Here is a 24691-nt window from a genome sequence, read left to right on the forward strand (position 1 = left end):
CCTCATGAAATGTATTAACGAATTTTTAAGAACGGTAATAGCGGAAAAGCTGGGTGCCGAGGTGACCGAAGCAGAAGATAAAACCGCTTTTTTTACTCTTGGCGTGACGTCTCTCATCAGTGAAGAAATCATGACCATATTGCATAAAGAATTTACCGGCCTTTCTGAAACGCTGCTGTTTGAATATCCGAACATTGAGAAATTGAGTGAGTTTTTAAGTACGCAGAAACGAAATCCCGAAAGCGTTCTTGAATTCAAAGAAACGGAGCCTGATATGGGAAGCCGGCAGGAAGAAGTGCTTCCTGTACAGGCGGCTGAAAAGGTGCCCGAACCGGGAACGGACAGGAGTTCTGATATTGCGGTTATCGGAATGAGCGGGATGTTTCCGAAAGCGGAAAACCAGCATGATTTTTGGGACAATTTAATGGAAAATAAAGATTGTGTCTCCGAAATCCCTGAGGACAGATGGGACAGCTCTTATTACTCGGAAGAGAAAACGGCAGAATACGCGTCATACAGTAAATGGGGAGGTTTTATTGATCGTCCGGATCGATTTGACCCGCTGTTTTTTTCTGTTTCCCCGTGGGAAGCTGATTTAATGGACCCTCAGCAAAAACTGTATGTCACGTGCTGCTGGGAAGCGATGGAGGATGCCGGTTACGGGAACCCGGCGGCGAGGCCGACGGATCAAATCGGTGTATTCGCCGGAGTGACCTGGAATGAATATTCATTAATTGCACACGAAGAAGGTTTCCTCAAAGATCAGTATAAAGGCCCCGGCTCCTTATATTGGGGGATTCCGAACCGGGTTTCTTATTTCCTTGATCTCCATGGACCGAGCATCGCTGTTGATACGGCGTGTTCTTCATCGCTTGTCGCCGTCCATCAGGCTTGTCAGGCCATTATGTCGGGCGACTGTGAAATGGCGCTGGCCGGAGGCGTCAACCTCAGCTTACATCCGCAAAAATACATGTTTTTAAGCCAATCGCATTTTCTGTCTTCTGAAGGAAAATGCCGCAGTTTCGGTGAAGGCGGAGACGGTTACGTGCCCGGTGAAGGCGCGGGAGCCGTTTTGTTAAAACCATTGAAAAAAGCGATTGCGGACAACGACCACATCTACGGTGTCATTAAGGGGTCCGCCACTAACCACGGCGGCAAAACGACCGGGTATACGGTGCCGAATCCGGAAGCGCACCGGGACCTGATTTTATCCGCTATAAACAGAGCCGCGGTAAGTCCGGCGGATATCAGCTACATTGAAGCTCACGGTACCGGCACGGCACTCGGCGATCCGATTGAGATACGCGGTCTGTCTATGGCATTTGAGAAACAGGCCGATGAGAAAAATGACTGCGGAATCGGCTCGGTGAAATCCAATATCGGACATTTGGAAGCGGCTGCAGGGATCGCCGGTTTAATCAAGGTGCTTTTAAGCATGAAACATGAAACGCTTCCCGCCAGTCTGCACGCCGAGGAACTGAACCGCAAGATTTCTTTTTCTGATTCGCCATTTTATGTCGTTCGAAACAACCGTCCGTGGCCGGCTGAAGGAGATAAACCGAGAATCGCCGCAATCAGTTCGTTCGGCGCAGGAGGCTCTAATGCCCATCTGATCGTAGGTGCTTATCAGCCAAAACGGCAAGCGGACGGGAATACTGAGCAACAACCGCATGCCGTCGTACTAAGCGCACATTCCGAACAGCAGCTGAAAGAATATGCCGGGAAATTGAGCTCCTTTCTTGCCCGATTGGAAAACTCGCCTTCTGCCGGCGGATACAGCCTGGAAAATATCGCTGCCACCCTATTGTCAGGCAGAGAGCCTTTCTCCTTCCGGCTTGCGGTAATCGCATCATCCCTTTCTGAGCTGAAACAGCGATTGGACGGATTTGTGAGCGGTCACAGCGGCGGCAGGCATATTTACTTCGGAAAAGCGTCACCCGGGCGGCCGGACGTTTCAGGCCAATCCGTTTCAGATCCTGAAAAATTTGCCGCGCTGTGGGTGAAAGGCTTTCAAGGTTGCAAAAAGCCGGAGACGCCGTATCAGAAAGTTCCGCTTCCTACGTATCCGTTTTTAAAGGAAACGTCCTGGCTGACCGATCAAAAAAAGCGGTATACAAAAAAGCTCCAAAATACCAAAAGGCGTGAAGCGCTGCATCCTCTGCTAGATGAGAATGTTTCATCCGCCCGGAAAGGGACGTTTCAAAAGATATTTTCCAAGGATGAATATTTCTTTAAAGATCATTTAGTGAACGAAAAATATGTGCTCCCCGGAGTCTGTCATCTGGAAATGGCGGCATACGGCGCGGCATTGTGGGGAGAACGCCCGGCCGTCTCTCTCCAAAATGTGTGGTACATGGAACCGATTGTGACAGGGACAGACCCAAGATCCGTCATGATAGAGTTTGAAGCGGAAAAAGAGCGTATAAGCTATGTCATTAAGGAAAAAGGAGCGGCCGGCACTCTCTTTTCGCAAGGAGAAGTGATTTGTAAAGAAAAAGGAGCGCCTTTTGAGGCCCAGGTCTTTCAGCTCCCGGCGTTATTTTCGCAGAGAACGGAGCCGAAAGACATCTATCACTCGTTCTCTGAGGCGGGAATCGTGCAAAAGGACAGTTTTCAGGTCATCCGCGAATTTTCTTATACAGAAAGGAAAGCACTGGCCAAATTAACGCTCCCGTCACACTTGGAAGCCGATTTTAAACAGTACATCCTGCACCCGTCCTTAATGGATGGCGCTGTTCAAACCGCAATGGCGCATGTGCTGCAATTTCAAAAAGAGCCTGCGCTTATCGTACCGTTTTCCTTCGGAGAAATACAGCTGCTTAAACCGTTAGCGAAAACCGTATTTGTGCATGCGGAGGTAAAAGCGGCCTCCGTTCACCAATTTGATTTGCATATTTGTGATGAGCGCGGCGTGCTGCTGGCGGCAGTGAAAGATTTTATCATAAAAGAGGTGCAGGAAAGCGCCGGGTTTAACCAAAAAGCCGGCTTCACGCCGAAGAAAAGCCGTGAAAAGGAATTGCTTATGACACCGGTTTGGAACACCGTCACCATTCCGGAAACCGGCATGTCTTTCATGCGTGAAGAAAAAATAATCGTCATCGGGGGCGGGCCGGATTTTCAGCAGGCTTTGAAAGAGATGTATTCCGATGTCCGTTTTCCGGACATCACTTCTTTGGACAGCGCGGAACAAATGGCTGAAACACTGAAAGCGCAAGGCTCTTTTCAACACATGATATGGGCGGCGCCGGATCATCCGATTCCATCCGTTTATGATGCGGATACGGCCGACGGACAGGAGCACGGGGTCATGCAGCTTTTCCGGCTGGTAAAATCGCTTCTGCTCCTGAATTTTGACACGGAACAACTATCATTGACAATCTGCACGTTTCAAGCACAGCCGATTCATGAACATGATGAGGTCAACCCGAGTCATGCAAGCATACACGGATTAGCGGGATCGCTCGCAAAAGAATACAGCAATTGGAGCATCCGGCTTTTTGATTTGGAATCTCAAAGGGGAGACCGGCATCTTCCCGATATCTTCTCTTTACCGGCGGACCCCGAGGGAAATCCGTGGGTTTTACGTGCAGGTCAGTGGCACCGCCAGCAATTGGCCGTCTGCCGGCCTCATGCAGATGAGCCTTCATTATACCGGCACGGCGGGGTTTATGTAATTATCGGCGGAGCAGGCGGAATAGGAGAAGTATGGACTGAATATATGATTCAGACCTATCAGGCGAAAATTGTCTGGATCGGGAGACGGAAAAAAGATACACAGATTGAAAGAAAGCTGAAAAGACTTGCGGCTTTAGGCCCCGCACCGCAATATTTCAGCGCGGATGCTGCGGATTATGATTCTCTCAAGCGGGCGTATGACACCATTGTGAAGGAACATGGAAAGGTGCGCGGAATCATTCATTCCGCCATCGTGTTATCAGACCGAAGTTTTGCCAATATGGAAGAGGAGCAGTTCCGCGCTTCACTTTCTGCAAAAACTGATGTCAGCTTGCAGATTGCCCGGGTAGCTGAAGGGGAACCGCTGGATTTCTTGCTGTTTTTCTCTTCGATGATGTCGTTTCAAAAAGCGCCGGGACAGAGCAATTATGCCGCCGGGTGCACGTTTAAAGACGCTTTTGCTAAGCGGATCTCACAAAAAGCGCCGTATGCCGTAAAGGTTGTCAATTGGGGCTTTTGGGGAAGTGTCGGCGTTGTCGCTTCAGAACAATACCGGAAACGGATGGAGCGGGACGGAATCGCTTCTATTGAGGCGCCCGAAGCGATGAAAACGCTGGAAACCCTGCTTTCGGGACCTTATGACCAGCTGGCGCTGATCAAAACGACAGATCCGGTTTTTATGAAAGATGATCTGAAAGAACAAGTAACGGTTTATCCGGAAAAGATTCCTTCCGCACTCGGACAATTAGCGGTTAACATCACGCAGAATGACGAAGCTGAGCGGGTAAAAGCATCAAATGTCATGAGCTGCATGAGAGAGATGGAATCCCTCATTGAAAAAATACTTGTATCAACCCTTTATGAGATGGGCGCAAGGCTTGATGAGACTTTGCCGTTATTTCAATCGGCTGCCGGCATAACGGAACAATACAGCAGATGGCTGAAAGAGAGCTTTGTCTTCCTGACTGAATTAGCGCTTGCTCCGGAAAAAACGGATCTAGGGGAGGTGTGGGAGGAATGGGAGCGGAAAAAAGTGACTTGGCTGCGCCAGAAAGACATGAGGGCGCATGTCAGATTGGCAGAAGAGACATTGCGTGTGCTTCCAGACATTTTAACCGGTAAGCTTCCGGCAACGGAAGTGATGTTCCCTGACTCCTCCTTCCGTCTTGTGGAAGGCATTTACCGCAATAATATCATTTCTGATTTTTTCAATGACAAGCTTGCTGACACATTGATTGCAATTTTGCGGGAGCGTCTGGAAAAAGACCCGCAGGCGAAAATCCGCATTTTAGAAATCGGAGCCGGAACGGGCGGGACGAGCGCCGCGGTCATGAGAAAATTGAAACCGTATGAAGCGCATATTGCCGAATATTGTTTCACGGATATTTCTAAAGCATTTCTTTTACATGCAGAAGACGTATTCGGTCCGGAATATCCTTATATCACTTATAAAATATTCAACGCTGAGCAGCCGGTATCAACAGAAGTGCCGGACATCGGCACGTATGACGCGGTGATCGCGACCAATGTGCTTCATGCGACAAAAAATATCCGCTCTACGCTGCGCCATGCGAAAGCAATGCTGCAAAAAAACGGCCAGCTGTTTATAAATGAGATCAACAGCCGCACCATATTCAACCATGTGACGTTCGGCCTTCTTGAAGGCTGGTGGCTGTATGAGGATCATGATTTACGGATTCCGGGCTGTCCGGGGGTTGAGCCGGCCGGCTGGGCGGAAGCGCTTTCACTTGAAGGATTCGTCCATCCTCTGTTTCCGGCTGAAGCCGCACACGACTTGGGACAGCAGATTATAGCGGCTGAAAGTGACGGAACGGTCAGGCTTGCCCTCCCGCAGGCGTCAGAAGAAAAACCGGAGCGCCGTCCGTATGACGCAGATGGTCTTTCGGATGATACATTGCATTTCAGCTTGAGAGAAAAAAGCGTTGAACTGATGAAGAAGGTAATCGGTGAAGCGCTTAAAGTGCCGGCGCATCGTCTTTTATCCCATGAACCTTTAACCGCATACGGATTGGATTCCATACTGGCCGTCAGACTGACCAACGCGTTAAAAGACGTCTTCGGTTCTGTCAGCAGCACTTTGTTTTTTGAATATCAAACCATTGATGAGCTTGCTGATTACTTTCTGTCTTCCCGTAAAGAAGCGCTCGAGCGGCAATTCGGGAATGGACGGGCTCATCCTGAAAACGCCGGACGGATGCAGGCTCCCGCAGAAAGCGCCGCGCCGATTCCAAACGTAAGAGAACGGGGCATCACATATCTGACGGAATTAATAGGAAAAACGCTGAAGATTCCGAGCGGGAGAATGGATCCGTCGGTTTCCTTAACCGCATACGGTTTGGATTCTATTCTGGTCGTCAGGCTCACAAATGCTTTTCGTAACGTGTTTGACCAAATGACCAGCACCCTCTTTTTTGAATATCAGACGATAGAAGAAATCGCGGATTACCTGCTTCTTTCTCAGCGGGGAGCATTTATGAAAGCAATGGGTGTGCGTGAGGAGCAACTGTCTGATCACACAGATAACCTGAATGTAATTCCTCAAAACGAGGAAGGCAGCAGGACAAACGGAGATCCCTATATCCAGGATATCGCTGTCATCGGTCTGTCAGGCCGGTATCCGGGCGCCGATCACGTTGATGAGCTGTGGGAAAATGTAAAAGCCGGCAGGCATTCTATTACTGAAGTGCCGAAAGATCGCTGGGACTGGAAAACGTTTTATAACGAGGAACGCGGAAAATGGGGGTCCATTTATTCAAAATGGGGCGGTTTCCTCGATGACATTGATAAATTTGATCCGCTGTTTTTCCGTATATCTCCCGCGGAAGCTGAAAGGATGGACCCGCAGGAAAGGTTGTTTCTGCAGACTGCTTATTCAAGCATTGAAGATGCGGGGTACACCCCGGCCACGCTATGTGACAGCCGGAAAATCGGAGTCTTTGTCGGTGTGATGAACAGCAATTACCCGACAGTTCCCAGCGACTGGTCTATCGCAAACAGAGTATCGTTTTTGTTCAATTTTCAAGGGCCGAGTATGGCAGTGGATACAGCCTGCTCTTCTTCTTTAACAGCTGTCCATCTCGCTGCAGAAAGCCTGCGAAGCGGAATGAGTGAAACAGCGATTGCCGGCGGAGTCAATCTTATCGTTGATCCGGCTCACTATGAGCGGCTGTCCGCTTTTTCAATGCTGTCTCCCGGTGATAAATGCAAATCTTTCGGAGACAGGGCGGACGGTTTTGTTGACGGTGAAGGAGTAGGGGCGATTGTGTTAAAGCCGCTTGCTCAAGCGGAGAAAGACGGCGATCATATTTACGGCGTTATCAAAGGAAGCATGCTGAACGCAGCAGGCAGGACAAACGCTTATATGGTGCCGAATCCGAAAGCGCAGTTTGATCTGATCGCAGAGACGTTGAAACGGACAGACATTCACCCGAGAACGGTCAGTTACTTGGAAGCCCACGGAACGGGCACTGCGCTCGGTGATCCGATTGAAATCGACGGGTTAACGAAAGCTTTTCGCCTGACAACAGAAGACCGGCAGTTTTGTTCCATCGGTTCAATTAAATCAAATATCGGACATTTAGAAAGCGCTGCCGGGATTGCGGGAATCACCAAACTGCTTCTCCAATTGAAACATAAGAGGATTGCCCCTTCATTGCATGCGGCGGAATTGAATCCGAATATTGAGTTTGAGCACACTCCGTTTTTCGTACAGCAAAAAGAAACGGAATGGAAACGACCTGTCTTAAATATCACGGGTGAAATGAAAGAATATCCGAGAATTGCCGGTATTTCCTCATTTGGAGCAGGAGGTTCAAACGCGCATGTCATCATTCAGGAATATGTGCCGTCTGACAGCCTGAAACCAATGGAAAACGCGTCTGTTTCTCCGCAAAAACCGGCTGTTATTATTTTATCAGCACGAAATGAGCAGCAATTGAAAGAGCGCGCCCGCCAGCTTCTGGATGATGTCATAAGAAAAAAACGTTCTGACGGGGATTTGGCCAAGATCGCTTACACGCTTCAGGCGGGAAGAGAACCGATGGCTGAGCGGCTTGCATTTACGGCCGAGTCGATAGAAGAACTGAAAATGAAGCTTAGGAGTTTCTCAAACGATCATAATATCGAACATGCTCATATCTGGCGGGGCAGGACAGCCAAACATCATTCATTGGCGGCTTCGCTCACTTCTGATGAAGATATGGCGCTTACCATAAATGCCTGGCTGAAAAAAGGGAAATACGGAAAGCTGCTTGACCTTTGGGTTAAAGGACTTGACGTCGATTGGTCAGCTCTTTATCAGCGCAACCCGGGCCGCATCAGTCTCCCGGCTTACCCTTTTGCCAAAGACCGATATTGGGTCACAAAAGCTGATGTGTCACTTGACAAAACAGGCTCAGCGCAAAGTGAGAAAGCAGCCAGACTTCACCCGCTGCTCCACGCGAATACATCGATCTTTACCGCCCAGCGCTTTACTTCTGTTTTTTCAGGGCGTGAACCGTTTTTTGCCGATCACATCGTCAATGGAAAACCGGTGCTTCCGGGCGCGGCTGCTTTAGAAATGGCCCGGGCCGCCGTTACGCTTGCCGCTGAGGACTTGCCGGGCGGGAAAGCGGGTGTCCGGCTCAAACAGATCGTTTGGCTTCGCCCGGTGACGGCGCTTTCTGAAGGCGTGACGCTTCATGTAAAGCTTCAGCCGGAAGAAAACGGAGACATCGCTTTTGAAGCGTATGCCGAAGGGGAAGAGCCGCTTGTCTTTTTCCAGGGAAAGGCCGTGCTCGAAGAGACGGAGCGTGCTCCGGTACTCGATGTGGAGGCGGTTCAGGCGCGCTGCGGCGGCCGGCGCATGTCAAAGGCTGAGTGCTATGAAGCATTCGACAGTCTCGGCATCACCTACGGACCGTCTCATCAGGCGATTGACGCCGTCTATGCAGGAAGCGGAGAAGTGCTCGCGAAGCTCACTCTTCCGCCGTCCGTCCGCGAAGAAAAGGAGCCGTTCATCCTGCATCCGAGCATGCTGGACGCCGCCCTTCAGGCTTCTATCGGTCTCGTGCTCTCAGACGGTTCCGCGTCCGGACGGCCGTTTCTGCCGTTTGCCCTCCAAGATATGCAGGTGTTTTCTGCGTGCCGGGAGACGATGTGGGCGATGCTTTCCTCAGCGGACGGCGCCTATCATATTGAGCTGTGTGATGAAAACGGCGAGGTATGTGTCCGATTGACGGGGCTCACCGCCCGTTTTCTGGAGGAGGAAACGGAGGGAAAACCGCTCTTGCTTCAGCCAAAGTGGCAGGAATCACCGCCGGATGAAGGCGGCGGACAAGAAGAGTCTTTCAGATACGTAACGCTGTATGGCGGAATGAACGCTGAAGACAGCGGCGCCGTATGTGCGGCTGACGGCGAAGGTCCGATTGAAGATCGTTATGACGCCTGCGCGGCGGAGCTGTCAGCGATCGTCAAGCGTCTTATCAAAGAAAAACAGAAGGAAAAAACGCTGATCCAGCTTCTTGTCCCCGACAGGGGGGAAGACAATGTATTGGCGGGGCTGGCCGCTTTTCTGAAAACGGCTCACCTTGAACATCCGAAGCTGTACGGCCAAGTCATCCAAGCCGATCCGGACGAGTCAGCATCAGCGCTTCTTGCCAAGCTGAAAGAAAACCGGGCGCATCCTGAACAAGCGGAAATCCGTTATGAAGCCGGCAAACGTTTCGTCAGAAACTGGCGTCACCTGCCGGCCTCTCAAAGCGGCGCCGTTCCGTGGAAAGACGAAGGGGTTTACCTCCTCACCGGGGGAGCGGGCGGCATCGGACTGATTTTCGCTGAAGAAATAGCCTCCCGCGTCAAAAACGCCGTCCTCATATTAACGGGAAGGGCGGAAGCGCTAGATGAAGAGCGCTCCGCCCGCTTACGGCGCTTGGAAGCGTCGGGTGCCCGCGTATTGTATCAACCGGTTGACGTGACAGACAGGGCGGCGGTTATCGCCCTCGTCCGCGGCATACAGGAGGAGCACGGAACACTCGACGGGATCATTCACGGCGCCGGCGTGATCGCCGACAACTACATTCTGAACCAGACAGAAAACGAACGGAAGACCGTCATGGCGCCGAAGGTGAAAGGGCTTATCAATCTTGATGAAGCAGCGAAAGATGTGCGGCTGGACTTTTTCATTCTGTTTTCTTCCTTGGCGGGAGGCATGGGAAATCCGGGACAGGCCGGTTATGCGGCAGCCAACGCATTTATGGATGTTTATGCAGCCCGCCGAAATCGTCTCGTGCGGGACAACAAGCGGAGCGGGCAGACCCTGTCCGTCAACTGGCCGCTTTGGGAAGAAGGCGGTATGCGCGTGGACAAAGAGACCGAACGGCTGATGTATGAACAGACCGGAATGAAAGCCATGCGATCGGCCTCAGGCATCCAGGCGCTTTACGCCGCTTTTGCCTCCGGAGAACACCAGGTCATGGTGGCAGAAGGCGATAAGAAACGGATTCGAAAAAACCTGATGTCTGAAGCGTCGGAACCGTCACGTAGCATTCATGTGTCAAGGAAGACCCGCGTCCATCTGCCAAATAAAGTACAAGCGGAACTCAAACATATGATATCAGGCATTCTGAAGGTGAAAGAAGAAGAAATAGATGCTGAATCAGAGATGAGAGATTATGGCTTTGATTCGGTTTCATTCACGCAGTTTGCAAATGAACTAAATAAAATGTATGGACTTGAACTGACACCGGCCGTGTTTTTTGAATACCCGACAGTCTTTAGTTTTGCCCAATACTTGCTGACGGAACATCCGGATACATTCGGCTCACAGGAAGAAACAGAAACGGAGAAACCGGTTGAGCGTAAAAAAATGAAGACGGAGCCATTCTCGATTCCGTCCCGCCTTCCTAAAACAAAAACCGCAGCTGCACCTGAAGAGCCCGTGGCGATAATCGGAATCAGCTGTGCATTTCCAATGGCTGAAAATCCGGAAATGTTTTGGGAGAATTTAGCCGGAGAAAAAGACTGCATTTCTGAAATACCGCCGGGGCGCTGGGACTGGAGACAGTATTACGGAGACCCGCAGAAAGATAAAAATGCGAGCAATGTAAAGTGGGGCGGCTTCATTGATGAAACCGCTCAATTTGATCCATTATTTTTCGGTATTTCTCCGCATGAAGCCGAAATGATGGATCCTCAGCAAAGACTTTTAATGATGCATGTATGGAAAGCGATTGAAGATGCCGGCTGCTCTGCCAAAAGCCTGTCAGGTACAAATACAGGCATTTTTGCAGGCACGGCAAACAGCGGTTACGCCCAGGAAGCTTCAAAGTTCCATATAGAGATTGAGGGTTCTTCCGCCGCCGGGACGGTTCCGTCAATCGGTCCGAACCGCATGAGCTATTTTCTGAATATACATGGGCCGAGCGAACCGATTGAAACCGCCTGTTCAAGCTCATTGGTCGCTGTTCACCGTGCGGTCAGGGCAATTCAGGCCGGAGACTGCGGCATCGCGATTGCAGGAGGCGTCAATGCTATTGTGTCGCCGGATATGCATATCAGCTTTAATAAAGCAGGAATGCTCAGTGAAGACGGGCGCTGCAAAACATTTTCTGATCAAGCGGACGGGTATGTCAGAGCTGAAGGTGCCGGCATGATTGTTTTGAAAACATTATCCGATGCGGAACGTGACGGCGACCATATTTATGCCGTTATCCGCGGAACGGCGGAAAATCATGGCGGAAGGGCGGCTTCCCTTACATCGCCGAATCCGAAAGCACAGACAGAAGTTATGATAAAAGCGTATCAGCAAGCGAACATCGACCCCCGTACAGTGAGTTATATTGAAGCCCACGGCACGGGAACGGCGCTCGGAGATCCGATAGAAATCAACGGACTCAAAGCGGCTTTTGCAGCGCTTTATCAGAAAGCCGGAGTAACGGCACCCGAGCAGCCTCATTGCGGCCTCGGTTCCGTCAAAACGAATATCGGCCACACAGAGCTTGCCGCCGGCATGGCCGGGCTTTTAAAAATTATTTTGCAGATGCAGCACAAAACGCTCGTTAAAAGTCTGCATTGTGAAACCGTTAATCCGTATATCAGCCTAGACGGAAGCCCGTTTTATTTCGTCCGCGACACTCAGCCGTGGAAAGCGGCGACTGATGATAGCGGAAATGAACTGCCGCGGAGAGCGGGTGTCAGCTCGTTCGGATTTGGCGGTGTCAATGCTCATGTCGTGCTCGAAGAATATGTTTCTCCTGTTGAAGAGAAACAATGGACGGCCGGTGAACTTCAGCCGTCCTTATTCATTCTCTCGGCAAAGACGGCGGAACAGCTGAAGGAACGTGCGGAACAGCTGCGCAGATATTTGGAAAAGTCACATTCAGCTGACGGAGCTCTTGCGGATATCGCTTATACGCTTCAGCTTGGCCGGGATGAAATGGAAGAGCGCCTTGCCGTCATTGCTGAAACAAAAGAAGAGCTTACGAACGCGCTGAATGATTTCCTCAGCGGCAAGGAGACGGGGCAGAATTTCTTTACAGGCCGGAACAAAGCGATGAAACAGCTGTTTACAGAGATGACGGACAACGCAGAAATGAGCGGGGCCGTAGATCAATGGATTGAAGCAGGAAAGTATGCAATGCTTGCAAAATTATGGGTGCAAGGCTTGCATGTCGACTGGAATAAATTATATCCGGACGAAAGACCGAAAAAAGTCAGCCTGCCCGTCTATCCTTTTGCGAAAACACATTGCTGGATACCGCCCAGTGCGCAGCATATAAGGCACCGGGAGACTTACGAGACTGATACGTCCCCGCTTGAGACTTATGAGCGCCTGCTTGATGAATTGGAGAAAAACGAAATAAGCATAGAAGCCGCTGTAAAAAGAACGATCGGTTTTTACAGGGATTAGCGTAATGGAGGAAACCATATGAAAGAGTTTCTGCACCGGGTTTTTTCTGACGTCAAAAATAAAAAAATGACAAAACAGGATGCGATCGGCATTTTGCGCGATTATGATATGCGGATGGGACTTCGCCAAGCGGATTCCCTTCATCCGCTTGCTCAGCAGCATATTTTCGATGAAACGGGACAGGGATTCTCGGCAGCTTTCAGCGGCCGGGAATTTTTTCTCGCTGATGTTTCTTTACAGCATAAAAAGCTTATGCCCGGAGAACTTCTTTTGGAAATGGCGAGAGCTGCGGCTGTTTTGACAGTAAAGGAGACTGCGGCTGTCCGGCTGACGCATATCGTGTGGTCAAAGCCCATTTTGACTGAGGCTGAGCCGTTCCATATCGAAATCAGGCTGATACCCGATGAGGGTGAAGCCAAAAGGTTTGAGATTTATAATCCATTTTCTGCCGATTACAGTCATTATGATGTGTACAGCCAAGGGACGATTCAGCCAGTTGATGCTGCGCCCGGCATGCTGGATATCAGCCGCTTGAAGGAAAACAGCGGTTCCCTGATGGATAAGCAGCAAATTGAAGCCATCACTCAGAACGATACCGTTCAATACAGTGAGCACATGAAAGGAATTGAGCGTATTTACGCTTCAGCAGGACGGATGCTGGCAGACATATCAATTCCGTTGACAAACCAAAAAGAATCCGCCCGATTCGGCCTCCCTCCCTGTGTGATGCAAAGTGTGACAGAGGCATGCGCGCTGCTTGGCGGCAAAGAATATAAAACGCTCGCCCCGGTTTCATTGGACGAGCTTTTGTTTTATGAATCTTGTCCTGACAAGGTATGGGCCGAGATACAAGAGAAGGCGGGGAGCTTTTATATTGATTTATGTGACGAAGAAGGAAAAATATGGGCTTCCCTGTCGGGGTTGAAGCTGCAGCCTGTCATCAAGACGGGCGCTCCCGGAAAAACCAATGCCGAACACCGCAGTGAACGTTTGTATGAACAAACGCTTCTTCAGCTCAAAACGCTTTTTGGCCTGACTGCAAAAATTGCTGTTTCCAACATAGATACTGAAGAGCCGCTGGAAACCTACGGAATAAACTCAGTCACTGTGACGAAATTAAACCGCGAATTGTCTCTGCTTTTCGGTGACCTTTCCAAAACGGTTTTTTACGAATATAAGACACTGGGCTCCCTGGCAGCTCACTTTGTCACGGATTATCCGAATGAATGCCGAAAATGGACAAATGATGATGAGCACCGTTCAGGCATATCAGAACAGGTTTTGGCAAATGAAGATTTTCCGGTGCTTCCGTCGTTTATCAAGCGAAAGAAACGGCCTGCTTTTTCCAATGAGAAACAGACAAAAGAAGGGATTGCGATTATCGGCGTCAGCGGACGTTATCCGCAAGCTGAAACACTTGAAGAGTACTGGGATAACTTAGCGGCCGGAAAAGACTGTGTGACCGAAATTCCCGAAGAGCGCTGGGAAAAGGACAAGTACTACAACCCTGATCCCGAAGCGGCCGTGAAAGCAGGGAAAAGTTACAGTAAGCGGGGCGGGTTTCTGAAAGATGCCGCTTTCTTTGATCCGCTGTTTTTTCAAATTTCACCCCGTGATGCTTTGAATATGGACCCGCAGGAGCGTCTCTTTATTGAAATGTGCTGGCAGGTGCTGGAGGATGCCGGTTATACGAAGGAACAGCTTGAGAATCTGTATAACGGCCGGGTCGGCGTTTTTGCTGGCATTACGAAAAACGGGTACGGAATGTACTGGAAAAACGGCGGCACCCTGCAGCCGAAAACGTCGTTCAGTTCAGCGGCCAACAGAGTTTCCTATTTTCTTAATCTGAAAGGGCCGAGCATGCCGGTCGACACGATGTGCTCGTCTTCGCTGACTGCAATTCATGAAGCGTGTGAAAACATCCTTCGCGGCGAATGTGACATGGCGATTGCCGGCGGTGTGAATGTGTATACGCATCCTTCGGCTTATGCGGAGCTCAGCGCCTATCGAATGCTTTCAAAAGACGGAACGTGCAAAAGTTTCGGTGAAGGCGGGGACGGATTTGTTCCCGGGGAAGGCGTCGGGGCCGTGCTGTTAAAGCCGCTGTCAAAAGCGATGGCTGATAAGGACCATATTTACGGGGTGATTCGCGGCACTCATATCAATCACGGCGGCAGAACAAACGGGTATACAGTGCCGAGTCCGAGCGCCCAGGCTGACGTGATTTCCGGCGCGCTTGAAAAATCAGGAATACATCCGCGGATGATCAGCTGTATCGAAGCCCACGGCACGGGCACTGAACTCGGAGATCCGATCGAAATTGACGGTTTGACCCGCGCATTTCAAACGAAAACGTCAGATAAAGGCTTTTGCGCCATCAGCTCAGTTAAATCCAATATCGGGCATTTGGAAGCCGCGGCAGGCATTGCCGGTGTAACAAAACTGCTGCTCCAGTTTCAGAAACGAAAGCTGGCCCCTTCATTACATTGCCGAAAATTGAATCCGAATATTGCATTCGACCGGACGCCGTTTGCGGTGCAGCGTGAATTGGCAGACTGGAAACGGCCGGTCATTGAGGAAAACGGAGCGCAGAAAGAGATTCCGAGAATCGCGGGAATCTCTTCTTTTGGCGCGGGCGGGGCAAATGCCCACATATTGATAGAAGAATATATTGAACCTGATAGGGAGATTTCTGAGCCATTCACAGATGAAGATCCCGCAGTCATTTTATTATCCGCCAAACAGGAGGCCAGCCTGAAGCAGCGGGCGCAGCAGCTTCTTCAAGCGATCAGAAAAAATGACGTCACAGACCGCAGCCTCCGGGACGCGGCTTACACCCTTCAAACCGGAAGAGAAGCGATGGAAGAACGCGCGGCGTTTATCGTGACGTCGACAGAGCAGTTAGCGGAAAAACTGCAGCGTTTTATTGACGGCGGAACAGACGGCTGCTTCAGGGGAAAAAGCAAACAGTATAAAGATATTCTAGCCGTTTTTAAGGATGAAGATATGCAGGAAGCCGTCCGTAAATGGATGAAAAGAAAAAAATTCGCGAAGCTTCTGGAACTTTGGGTAAAAGGGCTGAAGATTGATTGGTCAGAGCTTTATAACGGCAGCCTGCCGCATCGCGTCAGCCTTCCCGGTTATCCATTTATAAAGAATCGTTATTGGCCGGACGATGCAGCGCCGGACAATGTTCGTGATGCTGAAACACATTCTGAAACATTTCGTGAATTCCGCTTTTTACAGAAAAGCTGGGCAGAAAGCAGCCGTGTTCCGGCTAAGGAAGTGCGGGGCGTCATCGGAATAGCCGCTGATCACCAGACAGGAAATTTGGCCGTTGAGCTGTCCCGTTATTTCCCCGAGTCTGAAATCATTGACGCTGCATCACCGGAAATATCCGGGGACGCGGCCCGATTTGGCGGTCTGATTGATGTGACGGGGTGCGGGACGGAAATCAAGCATGATGACGGCTGGATTCATCGTCTGCAGTCTCTCGTTGACAACAGAAACCGCGGCCGAAAGCTTCATCTGCTTTGTGTGACAAAGGGGCTTGAACCTTTTGCAAATGAAACGATAAATCTCTCAGGTGCAAAAAAGGCCGGATTGTACCGGATGCTCCAAAGTGAGTATAAGGATATCCGCTCGCGGCATATGGATGCAGAACGGACTGCTGAAGATTCCGAGCTGGCAAACCAGATCGCAGAGGAGTTTTTTCGCGATTCTGCAGACATCGAAGTGTGTTACCGAAACGGTGTGCGCTATCACGCGCGGTTAAAGGAAACAAACAGCTTAGCTGAAAAAGAATTTTCATTTCCGAAAGACCATGTGCTCTGGATCACCGGAGGGACCCGGGGACTCGGATATTTATTCGCCCGGCATTTTGCCGAACGTTACGGAGTCACGAAACTCGTGCTTACCGGAAAAGAAACAATGCCTCCGAAAGCGGAGTGGGATGATCATATCAAACGGAATTCCCCGTTTTCCGATAAAGTGAGAAGAATCAGAGAGCTCGAACAAAAAGGTGTCCGGACGGAAGTGCTGACTGTATCTTCCGGTCCTGAATATGAGCAGGCCGTCAGCCGGGTGAAAGAGAAGATGGGGCCGATAGGAGGCGTGATACACGCAGCGGGAGCCGTAGATCTCGATCATCCAGCCTTTATCCGCAAAACGAGAGAACAGATGATGCCAGTGCTTGAACCTAAAACAGACGGACTGGACCTTTTGTATCAAGCGCTGCACAAGGAGCCTCTCCGATTTTTTGCGCTGTTTTCTTCAGTGTCCGGCGTGATGCCCGAATTAGGAGCGGGACAAAGCGATTATGCCATGGCTAACGCCTATATGGATTATTTTGCGGCCGCAAAAGGTTTTCCGGTGCTGAGCATCCAATGGCCGAGCTGGAAAGAAACAGGTATGGGCGAATCAAAAAGCCGGGCCTATCTGAAAAGCGGTTTAAAGAGCATCACTGACAGAGAAGGGCTGAGTCTGTTTGATGCCGTTATGGCAGGCGATTGCGGATCTGTTATTATGCCGGCCGTCATTCACCCGGAAAAATGGGAGCCCGACCGTCTGATGCTTTCAACCGGCCTTACCGAAACAAAGCAGCATGTACAGGGTGAGACAGAAAGCGTAGAGGAGTGGCTGACGGGCATTTGCTGCCGGGAATTAAGACTGGAGCCGTCAAGATTTGAATCTGATACACCGTTTCAAGATTACGGAGCCGATTCCATCATGCTTGCCCAAGTGTCCAGAGCGATCGGAAAGAGGATCAAAGCTGACCTTGACCCGGCGGTGCTGTATGAATACCCTACGGTTGCTGCGCTGGCGGGATGGCTTGAAACAGCATATCCGGAAATCAAAGCTGCCGTTTCAAAACCGGTTCAGCCTGTAATCCCGGACGTTCCCAAACAAACAGCAGCCGCTGTCATTCAGCCTTCTGGCGCTGCAGCGGCGCAAGACATCGCTGTTGTCGGAATGTCCTGCCGTTTTCCGGGAGCTGAATCAATTGAAGCTTATTGGAAGCTGCTGTCTGAAGGAACGTCGGCCATTCAAAGGGTGCCGAAAGAGCGCTGGAAAACGGAGAAGGCGGATTATGCGGGCCTTTTAAAAAATGTAACGCATTTTGACCCGGAGTTTTTCCTTATTCCCGAAGAAGACATCAAGGCAATGGATATCCAGTCCTTTCTTATATTAGAAGAGGCGCTTCATCTGTTCAGAGACAGCGGTTACTCTTTACAAGAAATGAAAGGCAGGTCAGCCGGTGTCTATTTAGGAGGACGCGGCGGCAGTATGCCTGACGAAAACCGTCTGAAGCATGCAAAAAATCCGATAGTCGCCGCCGGCCCGAATTACTTGGCGGCCAATCTTTCTCAGTTTTTTGATTTGAAGGGGCCGAGTCTTGTTTTGGATACGGCCTGTTCTTCAGCGCTTGTCGGTATGAATATGGCGATACAGGCGCTTTCTTGCGGTGAAATCGACTCAGCGGTGGTCGGGGGAGTCAGTCTGCTGGAATCCGGTCAAACCCACCGGATGTTCGAACTTCGCAATCTGTTAAGCGAAGAGCCTGCGTTTCATATTTTTGACCGCCGCACCGGCGGCATCGTATTGGGAGAAGGCGTCGGAATGGTGTATTTAAAAACAGCGGCCCAGGCTGTAAAAGACGGGGACCGGATTCATGCGGTCATTAAAGGCATTTCCGTAAACAATGACGGCAGAACCGCAGGGCCTGCCACACCGAATATACAGGCGCAGAAAGAAGTGATGGCCAAGGCGCTTGCCAAAAGCGGCAGAAAAGCGGAGGATATCAGCTACATTGAAGCAAACGGTTCAGGCTCTGAAGTAACAGACCTTTTGGAACTGAGGGCGATTGAAGCGGTGTACCGTATGCAAAACAGCGCGCCTTGCGAATTGGGGTCGATGAAGCCGAATATCGGACACCCGTTATGCGCTGAAGGGATTGCCGGATTCATTAAAACAGTGCTTATGCTCTCGCGCCGAATGCGTGTGCCTTTCCTTTCGGGCAAAGAGCCGATGACGCATTACGATCTGTCCGCCTCGCCGTTTTATTTTTCGCACGTTCTGCGTGAATGGACGGATTCACCGCGGATTGCCGCCGTCAGCAGTTTCGCTGACGGAGGGACGAATGCCCATGTCATAGTGGAAGCCTGGGAGCAAGAGGCGTACACCCCGGTTAGAAAGCCTTTGCCGAGACAGGAATTAAAACGCCGGCCCATCCGTCCGGACAAAACCGAAAGCCTGCATGAAAACGCACATGAGTCCCGCCCGAATACGTTTTGGAAACAAATGAAGACTTTCTGATTGCGCTGAAAATTGAACGTCGATATGGAGGAAGTTCATATGCAAGAGCAGCTTCTTATTAACAATCAGCATCCCGTTCTGAAACATCATAAAGCCTATGGAAAGGAACTGCTGCCGGGTCTGGCTTATATTGACCTGATCTATCAGACTTTCAGAGAAAACGGTTTTTTTCATGCCGGCCTTGAACTCAGGCACTTATCGATTTTTCACCCTTTAGCTCCTGAACAGGGAGAAACAATCCTGCTTTCTGTTGACTGTACAGAGAACGGCGAAGGGCAATGGAAGGTAGAGGTGAAAGGGCAAAAACAAGGTGACGAAGCAGCAGAGACAAAGATATATGCCGCGGCGCAAATGCATTCCGTCAAGCCCGCCGGCTTCCAAGAGAGCGTCCGGATGGATGCCGTAAAACAAACGGCGGCAGAAATACCGCTTGAGGACATTTACGCGGAATGCAGGGATCAAGAACTGGTTCATTCAGGAATGATGAAAGGCTGCGGAAGCGTCTACCAGACTGAAAAAGAGATTTATATTGATCTGTCAGTGCAAAAGGATCAGCTGGAACATGCAGGAGAGGCGATGTTTCATCCCGCATTGATAGATGCGAGCAGCATCGGCTCCAATGTATATCTCGCTCCTTTGACGAGGGAGGAGGGGCAATTATTTCTGCCGCTGTTTTATGAATCGTTTTATTGCGCCGAATTGCTGCAGACGACATGTATCACCAAGATAAAAAAAGAATCCGTCACCCGTAAGAAAGATCTCGTTTACGTGACAATGGAGTTTTTCAATGAGGAAGGCAGAAAAGTCGGCGAACTGAAAAACTTCGCCAATAAACGGGTGAGGGGCCCGGAACTGATCAATCAGAAACGGCAAAAGAAAGAACCTGACGGGCGGAATGCCGTCCCGGCTCCGCAAGCGGAACCGGCGCCTTCCGCCGGCCTTACTGAACAGTGCATCCTTTATTTAAAAGAATTGCTTGCCGCCCGATTGAACAAACCTGTGAAAGAGATCGACCCGGATATCGGCTACTATGAAATGGGGCTGGATTCTCCGGGGCTGTTGGACATGGTAAAGGAAATTGAACGAAAAATCGGAACGCAGCTTCTGCCGACGCTGTTATTTGAATACACGACAATCGCGGAATTGGCGGGGTATTTGTGCGAACATTACGGAGCCGGTTTCGGCCGTGCTCAAAGCGGGCATCCAAATGCTGAACCTTTGCACCGGGAAAAAAAGAGGACGACCCAAATCCGCGTGAAAAAATCGGCGTCAGCCGGAACGCAGAATGGAGATATTGCGATCGTCGGGATGGCGGGACGGTACCCCGGCGCCAAAAATCTTCGTGAATTCTGGACAAATTTAAAAAATGGAGAAAACAGCGTAACGGAAGTGCCTCGTTCCCGCTGGGATACGAGGAAATATGAGCATTTGCGATCGCCGTCCGGCAAGCCGATTTCCAAATGGGGCGGTTTTATAGACGATCCGGATTGTTTTGATGCGAAATTTTTCCGGATTTCTCCGCGGGAGGCAGAAGCTAAAGATCCGCAAGAACGATTGTTTTTAGAAACATGCTGGGAAACGATTGAGGATGCGGGCTACACCCCGGAAACAATCGTTCAGCCGAAAGGGCCGAATAAGAGAATGAACGTCGGTGTGTTTGCCGGGGTGATGCATATGGATTATTCTCTCGCCGGCGCTGAAGCTGCGGCCAAAGGGCTGGTCTTTCCTTATCCCTTGAACTATGCGCCGATCGCAAACCGGGTTTCATATTTCTGCAATTTTCACGGGCCGAGCATGGCGGTTGACACGGTGTGTTCGTCATCTCTGACGGCCGTCCATATGGCGGCGGAAAGTCTGAGACGGGGTGAATGTGAAGCAGCTCTTGCCGGAGGCGTCAATTTATCATTGCACCCGACAAAATATATCACATACGGCTTGATGGATATGCATTCGAGTGACGGGCTGTGCCGAACGTTCGGCGAAGGCGGCACAGGCTATGTCTCAGCTGACGGCATCGGGGCCGTGCTGCTGAAGCCGCTTCACAAAGCCGAAGAAGATAAGGATCATATTTATGCGGTGATAAAAGGCAGCGCCGTCAATCACGTGGGAACCGTCAGCGGGATTACCGTGCCGAGCCCCGTGGCGCAGGGGGATATGATAGCTGAATGTCTTGAAAAGACGGGGATCGATCCCCGGACGATTTCTTATGTGGAAGCGCATGGAACCGGAACTTCTTTAGGAGATCCGATTGAAATACAAGGTCTTGTTAAAGCTTACCGCACGTTTACGGAGGATCGGCAATTTTGTGCGATCGGTTCCGTTAAATCGAATATCGGACATGCGGAATCAGCCGCCGGGATCAGCGGGCTTCATAAAACGGTTTTGCAGCTGTTTCACAAAACGCTTGTCCCTTCTTTGCACTCAGAGACGATTAATCCGTATCTCCGTTTAGAGGACTCGCCATTTTACGTGCAGCAAAAAACCGAGTCATGGAAAAAGCCGGCGTATACAGAGAACGGCAGTGAACATTCCTGTCCGAGACGCGCAGGCATCAGTTCATTCGGGGCGACGGGTTCAAACGTTCATCTCATTTTAGAAGAGTACAGGCCCAAAAACCCCGGCATTACGGAGAATCAAGAGAGACCGTATATCGTGCCTCTGTCAGCGAAAAATCCGGAGCGGCTGAAGGAATACGCTGCCCGCCTGCTGATGTTTCTCAAAGATAAAGCGGTTGAAGGAAGCGGGCCGCTTCATGACAAAACAGATACAATGCAAAATCAGCTGGAAAATGCGCTGCGCGGTGCTCTGGCCGAAGTTCTGCATGTAGAGGCCGGCTCGGTAGATGGTGAACAGGATTGGAAGGAATTCGGCTTGGATGTCATGCAGCTGACACAGTTTTCTGAGCGGCTGACGGATCAATACGGGCTGGCAATAGACATGACTGATCTCATACAGCATACTTCCGTCCGGACTTTAGCAGAATGTCTGACAAACGATGAGAAACATAAGAATATTCTTTCCGGTCTTTTCGGTCAGTCCGGCTTAGAGAAGCAGCCTGATGAACCTTTTTCCCTGCGGTCACTGGCGTATACGCTGCAAACGGGACGGCTGGCAATGGAAGAACGGCTTGTTTTTTTAGTGAACGATCAAGCGGACCTGATCAGGAAATTAACCGAATTTACAGAACGAAAACGGCAGATTGACGGCTGCTTTCAAGGGCGGTCTGATAGCGGAACGGAAATCAGGGGTTTCCTGAATGATGATCAGGATACGGAGGAGCTGATCCGAAAATGGACGGACAGCGGCACTTACAAAAAACTTGCGGAGCTGTGGTCAAAAGGATTTGAGATAGACTGGACGCGGCTGTATCAGGAGGAGAAACCGCGCAGGATGAGTCTGCCGACGTACCCGTTTGCAAAGGAACGCTATTGGATACCGGAGCCCGATCATCCCGTTACTTCCGTAAATACAGAAAGCAGGCTTCACCCGCTGCTTCACCGCAATACATCAGATTTGTTAGAACAAAAATTCAGCACGATACTGAACGGAGATGAATTCTTCTTAGCCGATCATATCGTCCGAAACAAGCGTGTTCTCCCCGGGGCGGCTTATCTTGAAATGGCGAGAGCCGCGGCTGAACTGGCTGCCGCGCCGTTAGCCGCTGAATACACGGCTAAAACCGGCATTTCGCTGCGGTATATCAGCTGGATACGCCAGGCCGTTCATAAAAAAGAGCCGCTGCGTATGACGACAGGTCTTTCCTTGGAGGATAATGGCAATGTTTCATTTCAAGTGTACAGCAATGACAACGATTCAGACATTTATTGTGAAGGCAGTGCTGTGATTGAGCCGCTGTCTGAGGCGCCGGTTTTGCATATTGAACAGCTGAAAGCGCGCTGCCGCAAAAAAGTGCTGTCAAAGGAAGACTGCTATGCGGCATTTGCAAAGGCGGAAATTGTATACGGACCTTCACATCAAGGAATTGATCACATTTATTGCGGGGAAAAAGAAGCCTTGGCTAGATTGGTGCTCCCTGCTTCCGTTTGTGATGAGGCCGAACAGTTTGTGCTCCATCCGAGTCTGATAGATTCCGCTTTTCAGGCGGCCATCGGCGTTATGAATGAAGATAAAGCGGGTTATCCGGAGCAGCCGTTAATGCCTTTTGAATTGCATGAACTGACCGTTTTTCATCCGTGCAGTCCAAACATGTGGGCGGCCGTGTTTGTGACGCATGAAACACCGGCCGTGCGAAGAATGGACATTGATATATGTGATGAACGCGGCAATGTGTGTGTAAGAATAAAAGGATTTTCTGCCCGGATGGCCGAAAGTGCGCCGGCTGAAACGGATGACAAGCAATACGATCTGCCGGGTAACCTTACCGGAGCCGTCAAACTGATGCAGGTATGGGACGCGGAACCGATAGACAACCAAACCGGCTTCCCCATTTCTGAAGCAAAAGCTGTCATCATAGGCGGTACAGACGGGCAGGCGGACGCGGTTTTACGATTGTTTCCTAAAGCTGTGCGATTTGATAGCAGCCAAAGTGCTTCCGTTGAAGTGATATCCGATCGGCTCCGCCGTCTCGGTGAGATTCAGCATATGATCTGGTTTGCCCCTCAGCCGGCTGATTCTTACATCCATGATCAAAAAAGCGGGGTGCTGCAAATTTTCAGAGCGGCCAAAGCTCTTATCGGTCTCGGGTATGGAAAAGAGCAGCTCGGGATGACGGTGATTACGCACCAAGCACAGCCTATCACCCAATATGATGAGGTGCGTCCCGCTCATTCCAGTGTGCACGGTTTCGTCGGGTCTCTTGCAAAAGAACATCCGAGCTGGCACATCCGTCTGGTCGATCTTGAAGACGGGGGGGATTTCCCCGCAGAAGACATATTCAGCCTGCCCCGCGACCGTACGGGTAAAGCATGGGTGCGCAGACATCAGGAATGGCACCGGCCTCAATTGCTTCCGGTCCAAAGCGGGCCGTCTGAAAGTGTTCCTTACCGATATGGAGGCGTATATGTCATCATCGGCGGTGCGGGAGGCATCGGCGAGGTTTGGACAGATTATATGGTGACGACGTATAAAGCCCGAGTCGTCTGGATCGGGAGGCGGCCGCTGGACAGCCGGATACGCCAAAAAATAGACCGGTACCGGCCATCAGGCCCGGCTCCCGAATATATAGCCGCAGATGCTTCTGATCTTCCATCGCTTCAGCGCGCCTATGAACAGATTAAAAACACATACGGCACCATCAGCGGCGTCGTTCATTCAGCGATGGTATTTGCGAATGAAAGCGTAAAAGATATGGAAGAATCACAGTTTCACGCCGGCCTTGCGGCGAAAGTGGATATTTCCGTCAACATTGCCGAAGTATTTGCGAAAGAGTCTTTGGACTTTATTCTCTTTTTCTCTTCGGTTATTTCATATATTAAGAATCCGAATCAAAGTCATTATGCGGCGGGGTGCGCATTTAAAGACGCATTTGCCCATGAGCTTTCCGGGCGGCTGTCATGCCCGGTCAAAGTGATGAACTGGGGGTATTGGGAGCGGGCTGACAATCACATTTCTGAAGAGTTTGACAGACTGAGTGCAATCGGTCTCGGACTGATCAGCCGGGCGGAAGGGATGCGGGCGCTGGAAACTCTGCTGACGCAGCCGATCTCCCGCATGGGGCTGATGAAGCTGACCAAGCCGATTCCGATCGAGGGAATGAACCCTCATGAATTTGTGACTATCTGATTGCCTGTCAAAATGACGGAGCAAATTTAATTTTCTTAGGAGGATAAGGTT

General features: G+C 50.5%; 3 protein-coding genes. All 3 read left to right on the plus strand.

Going from position 1 to position 24691, the window contains the following annotated elements; all coding sequences use genetic code 11:
- Positions 1–4 precede the first annotated feature (4 nt).
- Genes ACWJJ4_RS08150 through ACWJJ4_RS08160 form a run of 3 tightly spaced genes read left to right on the plus strand, consistent with a single transcriptional unit; the run spans position 5 to position 24640 of the window.
- Entirely contained in the window at positions 5–12583 is a 12579-nt protein-coding gene (locus ACWJJ4_RS08150; RefSeq protein WP_454021563.1) for an SDR family NAD(P)-dependent oxidoreductase, read from the plus strand.
- 18 nt (positions 12584–12601) lie between these two features.
- Positions 12602–18898: a beta-ketoacyl synthase N-terminal-like domain-containing protein gene (locus tag ACWJJ4_RS08155; protein ID WP_454021564.1), complete on the plus strand. Its 6297-nt coding sequence runs from the start codon at positions 12602–12604 to the stop codon at positions 18896–18898.
- A 39-nt stretch (positions 18899–18937) separates the two neighbouring features.
- Positions 18938–24640, plus strand: coding sequence for an SDR family NAD(P)-dependent oxidoreductase (locus ACWJJ4_RS08160; protein ID WP_454021565.1), 5703 nt, complete (start codon positions 18938–18940; stop codon positions 24638–24640).
- The last annotated feature ends 51 nt before the right edge of the window (positions 24641–24691 follow it).

The sequence above is a fragment of the Bacillus sp. JK62 genome (genome assembly GCF_053663455.1).